General features: G+C 58.8%; 11 protein-coding genes and 1 tRNA gene. 6 read left to right on the forward strand and 6 right to left on the reverse strand.

The window, feature by feature from the left end; all coding sequences use genetic code 11:
* The first annotated feature begins 17 nt into the window (after positions 1-17).
* Positions 18-94, forward strand: a tRNA-Met gene (locus tag ABJN86_RS09860).
* Positions 95-160: 66 nt separating this feature from the next.
* On the opposite strand, the gene ABJN86_RS09865 is transcribed toward ABJN86_RS09860, so the two are convergent.
* Positions 161-1,027 (reverse strand): SMP-30/gluconolactonase/LRE family protein, encoded by an 867-nt coding sequence (locus ABJN86_RS09865; RefSeq protein WP_348366730.1) that lies wholly within the window; start codon positions 1,025-1,027, stop codon positions 161-163.
* Between the two features lie 59 nt (positions 1,028-1,086).
* The gene (locus tag ABJN86_RS09870; protein WP_348366732.1) at positions 1,087-1,995 is read right to left on the reverse strand and encodes a 2-dehydro-3-deoxygalactonokinase; all 909 of its coding nucleotides are present in this window, start codon (positions 1,993-1,995) and stop codon (positions 1,087-1,089) included.
* A 162-nt stretch (positions 1,996-2,157) separates the two neighbouring features.
* Between ABJN86_RS09870 and ABJN86_RS09875 the strand changes: the two genes are divergently transcribed.
* The 5 genes from ABJN86_RS09875 to ABJN86_RS09895 all read left to right on the forward strand — a co-directional run bounded on the left by ABJN86_RS09875 (position 2,158) and on the right by ABJN86_RS09895 (position 6,845).
* A complete protein-coding gene (locus ABJN86_RS09875; RefSeq protein WP_348366734.1) occupies positions 2,158-3,144 on the forward strand; it encodes an aldose epimerase family protein in 987 nt (328 codons plus the stop codon).
* A 6-nt stretch (positions 3,145-3,150) separates the two neighbouring features.
* Positions 3,151-4,593: an NAD-dependent succinate-semialdehyde dehydrogenase gene (locus ABJN86_RS09880; RefSeq protein WP_348366735.1), complete on the forward strand. Its 1,443-nt coding sequence runs from the start codon at positions 3,151-3,153 to the stop codon at positions 4,591-4,593.
* Positions 4,594-4,599: 6 nt separating this feature from the next.
* A complete protein-coding gene (locus ABJN86_RS09885; protein ID WP_348366737.1) occupies positions 4,600-5,145 on the forward strand; it encodes a hypothetical protein in 546 nt (181 codons plus the stop codon).
* Positions 5,146-5,292: 147 nt separating this feature from the next.
* On the forward strand, positions 5,293-6,081 hold the full coding sequence (locus tag ABJN86_RS09890) for a phosphatidylcholine/phosphatidylserine synthase (protein WP_348366935.1): 789 nt from the start codon (positions 5,293-5,295) through the stop codon (positions 6,079-6,081).
* Between the two features lie 68 nt (positions 6,082-6,149).
* A complete protein-coding gene (locus ABJN86_RS09895; protein ID WP_348366738.1) occupies positions 6,150-6,845 on the forward strand; it encodes a phosphatidylserine decarboxylase in 696 nt (231 codons plus the stop codon).
* A gap of 74 nt (positions 6,846-6,919) precedes the next feature.
* Here the strand turns inward: ABJN86_RS09895 and ABJN86_RS09900 are convergent, their stop codons facing one another.
* From ABJN86_RS09900 to ABJN86_RS09915, 4 genes are read right to left on the reverse strand one after another with little or no spacing between them, the layout of a single operon-like run.
* Positions 6,920-7,795 (reverse strand): DmsC/YnfH family molybdoenzyme membrane anchor subunit, encoded by an 876-nt coding sequence (locus ABJN86_RS09900; RefSeq protein WP_348366740.1) that lies wholly within the window; start codon positions 7,793-7,795, stop codon positions 6,920-6,922.
* Complete coding sequence (locus tag ABJN86_RS09905) at positions 7,795-8,538, reverse strand: 4Fe-4S dicluster domain-containing protein (RefSeq protein WP_348366741.1); 744 nt, start codon at positions 8,536-8,538, stop codon at positions 7,795-7,797. Before ABJN86_RS09905 ends, ABJN86_RS09900 begins: the two co-directional genes overlap by 1 nt.
* A complete protein-coding gene (locus tag ABJN86_RS09910; RefSeq protein WP_348366743.1) occupies positions 8,535-11,345 on the reverse strand; it encodes a molybdopterin oxidoreductase family protein in 2,811 nt (936 codons plus the stop codon). Before ABJN86_RS09910 ends, ABJN86_RS09905 begins: the two co-directional genes overlap by 4 nt.
* A 14-nt stretch (positions 11,346-11,359) precedes the next feature.
* On the reverse strand, positions 11,360-12,304 hold the full coding sequence (locus tag ABJN86_RS09915) for a phosphate acyltransferase (RefSeq protein ID WP_348366745.1): 945 nt from the start codon (positions 12,302-12,304) through the stop codon (positions 11,360-11,362).
* Positions 12,305-12,371: the final 67 nt, after the last annotated feature.

A 12,371-nucleotide genomic window follows, 5' to 3' on the forward strand; every position in this document is an offset into this window, starting at 1 on the left:
CATATCTCCCGCCCACTGGCGTTGTAGCTCAGTTGGTTAGAGCGAACGACTCATAATCGTTAGGTCGGTGGTTCAAGTCCACCTAACGCCACCAATAAGCCCGTGGAAGCTGAAAAGCCTCCGCGGGTTTTTTGTTTCTTACACGCGGGATGTGGCCTGTTTACAGGACCGTTTCGGAGACCAAAACCTTGGGGGCAGGGGTGCCGCGCAAGCTCGTCTCGATGGCGAAGGTTTTCCCTGCGTGCGGCTCGTTGCGCAGTTTTTCATTGGACAGGCCCTGTTGGGCAGTTGTGACAAAGAGCGTCGACATGTTTGGCCCGCCAAGTGCTGGGCAAGTGACATGCGATGTGGGCAATTCGAAGGTGTCACGCAACTCTCCAAATCTCCCGAAATGCGCGACACGGGACGCGCCCCATAGTGCGACAAGCAGCTCCCCGTCTTCCGTAGCGATTGCGCCATCGGGGTTTTGGCCTTCCTTGCTGAAGTCCAAAACCTTGGATGGCGGCGCACAGGGCCATCCGTCCTGATCCAGTGCCACTCTCATCATTCGCGCATAATAGGTATCCGTGAAATAGGCGAAGGCGCGGTCAGGGGAGAAGCAAATCGCGTTGGGGATTGTGATAGGCGCAAACAGGCGGCGTAGCTCCCCTTTGTAGTAGCGATAGATGGCACCGGCATCGAGTTCCGCCTGCTTGCCCATGGTCCCAATCCAAAAGCCCCCATAAGGGTCGGCGCGGCCATCGTTGGAGCGGGTCTTAGGGTCGTCCGCCTCCAACTTGCACAAGCGCGCCTTCTCGTTCGTCTCGAGATTAAAGCTGAGCAACGCGGTTTCGCTTGCAATCAAGAGGACGGTTTTCGAAATCCAGCCAATGGCAGAGATGTGTTCATCAAATTGCCACTCGCGGCCATCGTCACACAACAGGCGCTTCCCGATGACATCGCACCAAAATAACTTACCCAATTCAGGGTGCCAAAAGGCCCCTTCGCCCAAGGTGCAGGGGCGGTTATCGTGAACTGATGAACTCATAATACTACTATCTCGTGGTTTCTTCGACTGAAACTGATGCGACCAAGCTTAACAATAGCTTACTGGCCCAGTGATTTATACGCTGCCGTCAGACCCTTTAATGTGATGTTTTCCATGTCGTGAAGGGTCGGGGCGACGCCTTGGGCCAACAGGGCCGTTTCGTAGAGCGCGTTTAGCGCGGGGGGGCCGATGAGCGCCACAGATTGACCCAGCCAATAGGGCCGCGCCGCTGCGAGCTCCAGCCCCAGCAATATGCCGGAAAGCCGAGCGCGGGATACCGATGCATGTGCCCCGTGCACCAAATCGACCGCGCGAATTTTGAACAGCTGCGTTGCCACCGCCTCGGGTCTGCTGATGGTGTCCCCGATTGCGCCCGCGAAGGCCTCTTGATCCAAGCCGCCGCCCTCCCCGATGGAGTGGCGTAACACCGATTGATGGCTGAGCAGATCAAACAACTCGCCCGTCATGAAGGTTTGGAACGAGACAACCTCGCCCGCGCTGATATGCGCCCATTTGGTGTGGGTGCCCGGCAAGCAAAGAATGCCGTCAAATTCGGGGTTATCCGTCAGATAGCCCGCGATTTGAGTTTCCTCGCCGCGCATAACATCCACGGAGCGCTCTTGCTTGAGACCCGGCAGGATGTGCATGGAAATGCGGCTGTCCTTGCACGGAACCTGAAAGATATCGCCCACTGGGGTGGTCGGCACCGCGCGGTAGGGGGCCTCGACCCAGCCTTGGCGGGCACCTACCATGCCACATGCAATGACGGGCGTGTTGGGGTTCCCTAGCCATGGCGCGATGTGGGACAGAAGCGTGACCTCGAACTCGTCGGGGGCGACTGTGGACATGCCCTGATCGGACGCGTTCTCCGCAAGGATTTCACCCTCTGCGGTCATGGCCCATACCCGTAGGTTGGAGGTGCCCCAGTCGACTGCAATCCAGTCGGGATATGTCAGGTTGCTTTGCATTGGACGGTTACTATCACAATCGCGCGGTTGACCAAGCCCACAGAGGCGAAACCCATGCAATTTTTACGAAACTATAAGTCCAGAGAGGAGTTGTCCTTGCGCGACGCACACGGGTCGGCTTTTGTGGCGCAACCCCTTGCCACCCCATTCAGGAGACGTCGTATGAAATTTGGAGAGATGCCGGACGGGGAAGACGTCACGCGCCACCGGATTGAGGGCGGGGGACTGACAGCCTACGTGATGTCTTACGGCGCGACGCTTCAGGACTTGCGGTTGGCGGGACATCAGCCGCCCTTGGTGCTGGGGTTTGATCGATTTACGCCCTACCTGACGGATATGTCCTACTTTGGCGCGGTGGTCGGGCGATGCGTGAACCGCATTGGGGCGGGGCGTTTTGAAATTGATGGCAAAGCTTACCAGTTGGACCTGAATTTCGAGAACAGGCACCATATGCACGGCGGATCGCTGGGCGCAGGCAAGCGCAATTGGACGGTTGAGAATGTGAGCGACGACCAGATCATCTTGCGGCTGGATATGGCTGACGAGGAGATGGGCTACCCTGGAAACCTGACCGTGCGTTGCACTTATACATGCCTTGAGGGCGGCGTGTTGGATGTGCGTATCACGGCCGAGACCGATGCCCCGACAGTTTGCAACTTCGCGCATCATTCCTACTGGAACTTGGATGGTGGGGAAAACACGCACGACCATCTCATGCAGGTAGATGCCGATCGCATTACCGATGTGGACGCGGATTTTATCTCCACGGGCAGGACGCTCGACGTCACCGGAACCCGTTGTGATTTTCGCAAAGCCCGCCCGATTCACGACGACGTATTTATCGACAACAACCTGTGCTTGTCTGATGCTCGCCAACCGCTGCGCCCGATTGGGTCGCTATCATCAACGGCTTCTGGGGTAACAATGAAGATGCACACCACGGAGGCGGGGTTGCAGGTCTATGACGCGTATAAGATGCAGCAGGACCAGCCTGGTTTGGATGGGCGTATATATGGGCCAAGAGCGGGCGTCGCACTAGAGCCTCAGGCGTGGCCAGATGCGGTCAACCACGCGAGCTTCCCCACCGCGGTTCTGCGTCCGAATGAAACCTATGAACAACACACCCAATTCGAAATTTCTAAAGGATAACCGGTCATGAGCTATGAAAAGTACTTGAAAGAAGCCAACTTCATCGGCGGCGAATGGGTTGCGGCGGATAGCGGTGAAACCATTGAGGTCACCAACCCATCTAATGGCGAGGTCATCGGAACCATTCCTGCGTGCGGCGACGTCGAAACCCGTCGTGCAATCGACGCGGCAGCGGGCGCTTTTGACGAGATGGCAGGTATGGCACTGATGGAGCGTGTCGGCCTTTTGTGGAAGCTGCACGACGCGTTGATGGACAACCAAAAGTCGCTGGCGGAATTGCTTACAGTTGAGATGGGCAAGCCATTGGCCGAGGCCATGGGCGAGATCGGCATCGGCGCGCAATACGTGCGTTGGTTCGCCGAGGAAGTGCGCCGCGCCAAGGGCGAGATCGTGCCCGCCCCCACCAATGGCCGCCGCTTCCTAGTGACCAACCACCCCGTAGGGGTCGTGGGGATGATCACGCCGTGGAATTTCCCGTCGTCCATGTTGGCGCGCAAAATCGCTCCGGCCTTGGCGGTTGGCTGCACCGTGGTGGCCAAGCCTGCGACGGCCACGCCCTATAGCGGCTTGGCGTGGGGGGCGTTGGCTGAAGAGGTGGGCTACCCCAAGGGGGCGGTCAATGTGGTCACCGGCTCCGCACGCAAAATTGGCGGGGCAATTATGGAGGACCCGCGGGTCCGCAAAGTGACCTTCACTGGCTCTACTGAAGTGGGCAAAGAGCTGATCCGCCAGTCGGCGGACACGGTCAAAAAGGTCTCGATGGAGCTGGGCGGCAACGCGCCGTTCTTGGTGTTCGATGACGCGGATTTGGATGCTGCCGTGGCGGGGGCGATGGTGTCGAAGTTCCGCAACTCTGGCCAAACCTGCGTCTGTGCCAACCGCTTTTATGTGCAGGCGGGCGTCTACGATGAGTTCGTTGCCAAGTTCAAGACAGCCGTTGAGAACCTGAAAGTCGGGGACGGTCGCGAAGCAGGTGTTGAGCAAGGACCGCTGATCGATATGGGTGCAGTCGAGAAGGTCGAGGAGTTCGTGGCCGACGCTACCGCAAAGGGCGGGGCAATTGTCACGGGCGGCGGGCGTCACGGCAATGGCCAAAGCTTCTTCGAGCCGACCATCGTGACCGAGGCCACTCAAGACATGAATTTCGCGAGGGAAGAAATTTTCGGCCCCCTTGCCCCTGTGTTCCGGTTTGAGGATGAGGACGACGCAATCGCGTGGGCGAATGACACCGAGTTTGGCTTGGCGTCCTATGCCTACACCCGCGACGTGGGCCGGATCTTCAAGCTGAACCAAAAGCTGCAATACGGCATGATCGGCGTGAACTCGGGCCTGATCACCACCGTTGAAGCGCCATTTGGCGGCATGAAGGAAAGCGGGCTTGGCAAAGAGGGCGGGAGCCAAGGGCTCGCGGATTACATGGACGTGAAATACACGGCTGTGGATTTCTGATCGGGCATGAGTTGGATTGATACCTTCCTCGGCGGTGGACCTGACTATGCCGCCGAGGACCGCACCATTGCCGATGTCCAACACCTGTTTTTGAACGCGGGATTGGGGGAGGGCCTGCCTTTGCGCCAGGCGCAGGACTTCGCAGGGGTCTCGGCGCAATTCATGAGCGACCCGAAATTGTTTGCGATGGCTGTTGCCGCAATCGAAGGCCCGCATTTCCCGTCGCGGGCCGAGGGCACGGCGGAGCATTTGGTCATCGAAGATGCGCGCATTGCCATGGCCGGATCAGCCATGGTCGACTCCTTTGCCAAAGGCGCGGTGAGGGTGGTTTTGCACAACTTGGATTGGCCGCAACTGCTTTGGCCGATTTTAGTGCATGCACAAAAAGTCTACGGGCACGGATTCGAGTTCAGCAAGCCGGGGGCGCGAACGATCATGGTCTCGAAGGTGGCAAAAACATTGCAGTCTACGGGGGAGCCACAAGCGGTCCCGTCTGAGCCATTGGCCCGATTGGAGCAGCTTGCAAGCAAGGCGCCTAAGAAGCCGGCTTAACAAAAGGTGAAGATATAAGCTTCGGCAATCCAAAATGTTTAGGGGTTTCTTTTGCTATTCATGCTAAAACTATGGTTTCCAGCTTGCATCGGATGCAGCGAGGCGCGATGTCAGGACCGAGTTGAATAGGGTATTACCTTGAGTGAGATGAAGACAGACCGTAGCGACAAAGAAGGCTCCCCTGTTGAGCCGCTCACGCCTGAACGCCGGATTAAGGTGCGCCATGTCATCCCCAGTCTGGTCACTGTTTTTGCGATCTGCGCCGGTTTGACCTCGCTGCGGATGAGCATCGAAGGCAATATCTCGGCGGCGTTGTACCTGATCATGCTGGCCGTTTTCTTGGACGCTGCCGATGGAAAGCTTGCACGATTTCTCGACACTGCCAGTCCTTTCGGGGCGGAACTGGATACGTTGGCCGACTTCTTCAACTTCGGTATCGCGCCGGGGTTGTTGATCTACAGCGCGCTCTACCATGCCTCTGAGTACCAAAACCTTGGGTGGCTAAGCTGCATGTTGCTGGCAATCTGCTGCGCCCTGCGTTTGGCGCGTTTCAATGTGGGGCTGTCGATCCCGCCCAAAGCAGGCCAGCGCGATTACTTCGTGGGGGTTCCTGCCCCCGCATTGGCCTCGCTGGCATTGATGCCGGTTTTCATGAGCCTCGTGGGCTGGGAGAGTATTAGCACCTACGCCCATTTGGTCGCGGTATATGAGATTGCGGTGGCCTTACTGGCCGTAAGCATGATCCCGACGTTCTCAATCAAGCATGCATCGGTCAGCAAGAACCACTTCCCGATGATTGCTATTGGCTCAGCCATTTTGGTGATCTGCCTTATGGTCTACCCGTGGCACACCTTCATTTTTGCGAACGTCATGTATCTTGGGTCCTTGCCCATTTCCTACCTGCGCGAACGCAAATACCGATTGGCCGAAGACTAGGGGCTATTGCCCCTCAACGGCTTTGCTGTCACTGAGCGTGCCAGCCTAGATTTGGACAGGACATACATATGAACATGCTAAAGATTGTGGCGGTGCCGATGCACCCAGAAGGCCGCAAGTTCGTCGCTATTTTTGCCGGTATCGCGGTGCTGCTTGGTTTGATCTGGCAGCCGCTGTTCTGGTTGGGCCTTGGGGCCACCGTGTGGTGCTACTACTTCTTCCGCGACCCGGTGCGTACGGTGCCACAGCGCGGTGGGTTGGTGTTGTCACCTGCGGACGGGGTTGTATCGCTCATCTCCGAGGTCGCTCCGCCCCCAGAGTTGGGCTTAGGCGACACGCCAGTGTACCGCGTGTCGGTCTTTATGAACGTGTTCAACTGCCACGTGAACCGCTCGCCGATGGATGGCAAGGTCACACAGATCGCCTACCACAAGGGCAAGTTCGTGAATGCCTCGCTTGATAAGGCCAGCGAGCACAACGAGCGCAACGGCTTGGCGATTGAGACCGAAGACGGCCAGCACCGCATCGGCGTTGTGCAAATCGCCGGATTGGTCGCGCGCCGTATCGTGTGCTTCGTCAAAGTCGGTGACATGCTGAAAGCGGGCGAGCGTTTCGGCCTGATCCGTTTTGGCAGCCGCTTGGACGTGTACCTGCCCGAAGGCATCAACCCAGCGGTGTCCGTTGGCACAACTGCTGTGGCGGGCGAGACGATCCTTGCCGACTTGCGCGGCGATCAGGCTTCTGTGCAAAGCACGAGCATCTAAACGCCACACGGGCATCTGAGAATACAAAAGGCCCCGCCGAAATGGTGGGGCCTTTTGTCGTTCAAACCTAACGCCTAGCGCTTGCCGTAATACAGCCCAACTGTGTGCTCGGCTTCAGCGAAGAACAGCCAACGCAGGGTCAAGGCCCCCGCGATGTGCAGCAATAAGGCCAGTAGGGATATCCAGTGGCTGAAGGCTGGCAAGGTAAGCAGCAGGTAGGGCAGCGGTGACAGGAACACCAACCCAATGACCCGCAATTTGAGCGCGTGCTTGCGGCCGATCACATGGACCATTTCTTTCATCAGGTAGTTTTTGGAGCTGTGGGGCGCCTCAAACATGCGAACTTTGCCCATGTCGCCAAGCCCTGTTGCTGTCTCAATGGTGGAGCCTGAGGCTGCGAACTGCTTGTCGCCGATAAACCACACGATGCATTGCAGCACGCCCAAGACCAGTAGCAACGGCGCCGCGATGGAGGTCTGGCCCGCAAGGAATGCGCCACCTGTAATGGCATAGGCGAGGAACAGCACGGGCGTGGACCAATGGTTCCAGCGCGGCACAGTCGTAATCTGGGTGTAGATCATCGAGGTGCCAAAGACAGTGGCGAGGCTAAGGGCCGCGCCCAGCAAGCCAAGAAAGGTCCAGCGCGTGTCGAAGAACACCACCCCGATGGCGTAGAGGCCCATGACGCTTAGTGCGGCGACGGCCAAGCAGCCCTCGCGGGACAACCAGCTGGTGCGCCATTGGCTAAACGCCTTGAGGGCGCGTTGCGGGTTTCCTAGGTGGAAGGTCGAAGAGATCAACCCGCCCACCGCAAAGACATAAGCGATCAGGAAGAAAATGAAGGCCGTGAAGCCGGAGTAATCCGGTTTGCCGAAGCCGAGGAATGTTAACAGCCCAAAGCCCAACCCCGAGAAAACGGTGAAGAAGATAATTGACGGTGCCGGATGCATCAGCCGAGCCTTTCAAGCGTTTTGTCGAGCCAACCTAGGAAGCCCTGCGCCTCCTGTGCGACGGGCTCTAGGAAGGGGGCGAGGATATCGATCTGATCATCCTTGGGCCGTGGTGGTAGGTATTTGTTAACCGGCTTCGTGCCCAGTTCAGGCATAAGATCCATCCCGCCGCGCTCGGCCACCAGTTTGGACACGTCAGACGTCTCGTCGCCCAGATCGCCAAAGTGGCGTGCACCCGCGGGGCAGGTTCGCACACAGGCTGGTTGGCGGTCCACTTCGGGCAGGTTCTCGTTGTAGATGCGGTCGACGCAAAGGGTGCATTTCTTCATCACGCCTTCGGCCTGATCCAACTCGCGCGCGCCATAAGGGCAGGCCCATGCGCAAAGGCCGCAGCCGATGCAGTCGGATTCGTTGACCAGCACGATGCCGTCCTCGACGCGCTTATAGGACGCGCCTGTGGGGCAAACGGTAACGCAGGGGGCGTCCTCGCAGTGCAGGCATGATTTTGGGAAGTGCACGGTCATTGCCGCGCCCTCGTCTGGCGTCACTTCGTAGGAATGCACGCGGTTCAAAAAGGTGCCCGATGGGTCCGCGCCGTAGGGGTTTTGGTCAGACAGCGGCGCGCCGTAGTTTTCGGTGTTCCAGCCTTTGCACGACACCACGCAAGCATGACAGCCAACGCATGTGTCGAGGTCGATCACAAGGCCGAGCTTCTTTTCGGTATGGGTGGGGAGAGTGGTCATTTGCCAACCTTCCATTCCAGGTTGGACGGCCCTTTGCCTACGGGGGATTTTTGCGCGGGCATGTTGGGTTGGCTCTCGGATGGGGCGGTAGTTTTCTTAATCCGAACCTTGAGGTCGAACCAAGCCGCTTGACCCGTGATGGGATCAGAGTTGGCCCAACGCAACCCATCCCCTTTGGGGGGCAGCAATTCATGGATAAGGTGGTTGAGAAGGAAGCCTTTGGTGGTCTCGGGTGCGTCCTCGTCCAGCGCCCATGCGCCTTTGCGTTTGCCGATGGCATTCCACGTCCAAACCGTCTTGTCGTTCAAGGCCGCTTGCAAGGCCACGGGCACCACGATTTCGCCATGGGGTGAGGTGACCTTGGCCCAATCGCCCTCGGCGAAGTTATTATCGTCCCATATCTTCGTTGGCACATAGAGTGGGTTGTGCCCGTGGATTTGGCGCAGCCACGCGTTCTGGCTGCCCCATGAGTGATACATCGCCATCGGGCGTTGGGTTAGGGCCGTGATCGGGTAGTCTTCCGCGAGGTTTTCCTCTTCGTTGGAATACCAAATCGGCAACGGATCCATGGTCTGCTTGATGCGTTCGCGCAAATGATCTGGGGGCTGGCGGGTGCCATGCCCTTCGGCGGCCAGTTGGAACTTGCGCATCGGCTCGACATAGAGGTTGAACAGATACGGCATGGTTTTGTCGAAGAAGGATTTCTTCACCGCCCAGTCTTGGTAGCCCATGTTCCATGGCTTGTAATAGGCGGCGTCCTCGGGGATGTGCTCCACCCAAAAGCCACCGTTTTCAATGTAGCGGTCAAGCTGCGCGGGGTTGCTATCGCCCCGCCCGTGGCTGTCGCCATCGTCGCGAAAACCCGCCAATGGGCCGACACCGGGGCGGCGGATGTGGTTGGTGATGTAGTCGGCGTAGTCTTTGTATTTTTGCGACCCGTCCTCATTCACGAAACCGGGCAAGCCAAGGCGCGCACCAAGGTCGCACAGCGCGGATTGGAAGCCTTTAACGTCGCGGTCAGGCTCGACCACGGGCCAGCGGATCGCATCTGCCACGGCGTCCGCCTCGCAGATTGGGCGATCCAGCAGGGAGATGCAGTCGTGGCGCTCCAGATACGTCGTGTCGGGCAGGATCAGGTCGGCGAAGGCCACCATTTCCGAGCTGTAGGCGTCGGAGTAGATGATGTTGGGGATCACGTAGTTCCCGTCGTCATCCTTGTCGGTCAGCATCTCGATAACGCCGCGCGTGTTCATCGAGGAGTTCCACGACATGTTCGCCATATACATAAACAGCGTGTCGATCTTATAGGGGTCACCGGCATGGGCGTTGGAGATGACCATATGCATCATGCCGTGGCTCGACATGGGGTTTTCCCATGTGAAGGCTTTGTCGATACGCGCAGGCGAGCCGTCTTCTTTCAAGGCCAGATCGTCGGGGCCGTGGGTGAAGCCCAAGTGTGGGCCATCAAGCGCCTGTCCAGGTGTCACGCCGTAATGTGGTTTCGGGTGGGCCTCTGGCGGCTTGGGGTAGGGCGGCTTGAAGCGCATGCCCCCCGGGGTCTCGACGCTGCCAAGGATGATTTGCAGCACATGAAGCGCGCGGCAGGTTTGGAAGCCGTTGGCATGGGCCGAGATGCCGCGCATGGAGTGGAAAGACACCGGACGCCCGATCATTTTGTCATGCTTATGGCCACGGAAGTCGGTCCATTCGCGGTCCAGCTCAATCGCTTGGTTGAAGGCGACATCTGCCAGCTCGGCTGCAATGCGCTTGATGCGTTCGGCGGAGATTCCGGTGCGTTCGGCCACGGCCTCGGGTGCATATTGCGGGTCTAGGTATTTCTCTGCCATGTGCTGGAAGACCGAGCGGTGCGTGATGCCAGCTTCGCGCAGTGATCCCGCCAAATCGGGCTTAACCCCGTTGGCGTCAAAGGCCGCGGGCTTGCCTGTGGCGCGGTCGATCACCATCAGCTTGTTGTTCTCGTCGCGCAGGAGTAGGCCGAAATCTTCGGACTGCTCGTCGCAATTCACCAGCACCGGCGCATTGGTGAATTGTGCTAGATAGTTGAGGTCAAGCTTGCCTGCTTTGAACAGCTCATGAACCATTGACAGGATGAATAGACCGTCGGTGCCCGGAGTGATGCCGACCCATTCGTCCGCGACTGCGTTGTAGCCAGACCGGATCGGGTTCACGCCATAGACCTTGGCCCCGCGCGCCTTGACCTTGCCAAGGCCCATCTTGATCGGGTTGCTGTCGTGGTCCTCGGCAACGCCAAAGATCATCACCATTTTGGTGCGGTCCCAGTCCGGTTGCCCAAACTCCCAAAACGCGCCGCCCATAGTGTAGATGCCAGCGGCCGCCATATTGACCGAGCAGAACCCGCCGTGCGCCGCATAGTTGGGCGTGCCAAAGCCCTGCGCCCAAAGGGAGGTGAAGCTTTGCGACTGATCACGACCTGTAAAGAATGCCAGCTTCTCGGGTGCGGTCTCGCGGATTGGGCGCAGGATGCCTTCGGCGATGTCGTAAGCCTCGTCCCATGTGATCGGTTCAAACTCACCCGATCCACGCGGCCCGACGCGCTTCATCGGGGAGGATAGTCGTGACGGCGCGTTGTGCTGCATGATGCCAGCCGAGCCCTTGGCGCAGAGCACGCCTTGGTTCACGGGATGATCGCGGTTGCCTTCGATATAGGCCACCTTGCCCTCTTTCATGTGCACGTTAATCCCGCAACGGCAGGCACACATGTAGCAGGTTGTCTTGCGAATTTCGTCGCTAACCTTCGGGGATAGATCAATCACGGGTTGGCTCACAATGTTGGCTCCGATTAGCTACTTTTGTTGGCGTTGACGATGGCCGCGAGGCAGGCCGATGCCATTCGTGCGGCAGGCGGGTCAGCGCGAGAGGTTAGCAACACAGGAACCTTCGCCCCCATGACAATCCCCGCCGCACAGCCCCCGGTCAGATAGACGAAGGACTTGAACAGCGAGTTGCCGGACACGATGTCCGGCACAATGATGGCGTCGGCCTGACCTGCCACGGGGTCGGCGGTCAATTTCTTGGTGGCGACGGCGGCGGGGGACATGATCAGGTCCAGTGCCAGCGGGCCGGAGAACTCTGCGCCTTGGATTTCGGACTTGGCCCAAGTCGCCAATTCGTCCGCCTCGACCGAGGACGGCACGGCGGGCAGCACGCTTTCGGTGGCGGATAGGAAGGCGACTTTCGGGTGCTTCGTTCCCAGCATGTGCAGCAGTTTGACCACCTCACGGGTGGCGTCTTTGCGGGTTTCAATGTTGGGGTCGACGTTGACCGCTGCGTCCGAGATGGTGATCGACTTGCCGCCATCGGGGTGGCTGATGTGAAAGATGTGTACAAGGCGGTTGCCCGTCCGTAGGCCCGCGTCACGGGCTAATGCCGCGCGCATGAAGGTGTCAGAATGCAACTGCCCCTTCATCATGACGTCTGCGCGGCCGTCGCCGCAGGCCATGGCAGCGGCCATACCGCTTTCCTGCTCGCCAGTGGCTTCGATCAATTGGAATTGGGAGATGTCCCAGCCTAGCTTTTCAGCTTCAGCCTCGATCATTTGCCGCTCGCCGGTAAAAACCGGCTCCATGATGCCAGCCTCGGCTGCGTCGCGTGCGGCTTCCATGGGCAATGGCGCACCAGCACGTGCGATGGCGACACGTGGGGTCGCGGCTTTTTGTGCCATATCCAGAAGCCAGCTGGGGCAGACGGCTTCTTGTTGAGACAAGAACGGGTGGTTAGATGTCATTGCGACCTTTCTGCCAAAACGCGGCTGTTCACCCGAAAACCCGCCCCAATATCTTGGGGCGGGCAGG

It is taken from the genome of Litoreibacter sp. (assembly GCF_039974535.1).
In the GTDB taxonomy this organism is placed as follows: Bacteria; Pseudomonadota; Alphaproteobacteria; order Rhodobacterales; family Rhodobacteraceae; genus Litoreibacter.

What these genes read in the sequence shown, in the direction of transcription:
- ABJN86_RS09865 (WP_348366730.1), bottom strand. Translation starts at nt 1,027, where the DNA reads ATGAGTTCATCAGTTCACGATAACCGCCCCTGCACCTTGGGCGAAGGG.
- ABJN86_RS09870 (WP_348366732.1), bottom strand. Translation starts at nt 1,995, where the DNA reads ATGCAAAGCAACCTGACATATCCCGACTGGATTGCAGTCGACTGGGGC.
- ABJN86_RS09875 (WP_348366734.1), top strand. Translation starts at nt 2,158, where the DNA reads ATGAAATTTGGAGAGATGCCGGACGGGGAAGACGTCACGCGCCACCGG.
- ABJN86_RS09880 (WP_348366735.1), top strand. Translation starts at nt 3,151, where the DNA reads ATGAGCTATGAAAAGTACTTGAAAGAAGCCAACTTCATCGGCGGCGAA.
- ABJN86_RS09885 (WP_348366737.1), top strand. Translation starts at nt 4,600, where the DNA reads ATGAGTTGGATTGATACCTTCCTCGGCGGTGGACCTGACTATGCCGCC.
- ABJN86_RS09890 (WP_348366935.1), top strand. Translation starts at nt 5,293, where the DNA reads ATGAAGACAGACCGTAGCGACAAAGAAGGCTCCCCTGTTGAGCCGCTC.
- ABJN86_RS09895 (WP_348366738.1), top strand. Translation starts at nt 6,150, where the DNA reads ATGAACATGCTAAAGATTGTGGCGGTGCCGATGCACCCAGAAGGCCGC.
- ABJN86_RS09900 (WP_348366740.1), bottom strand. Translation starts at nt 7,795, where the DNA reads ATGCATCCGGCACCGTCAATTATCTTCTTCACCGTTTTCTCGGGGTTG.
- ABJN86_RS09905 (WP_348366741.1), bottom strand. Translation starts at nt 8,538, where the DNA reads ATGACCACTCTCCCCACCCATACCGAAAAGAAGCTCGGCCTTGTGATC.
- ABJN86_RS09915 (WP_348366745.1), bottom strand. Translation starts at nt 12,304, where the DNA reads ATGACATCTAACCACCCGTTCTTGTCTCAACAAGAAGCCGTCTGCCCC.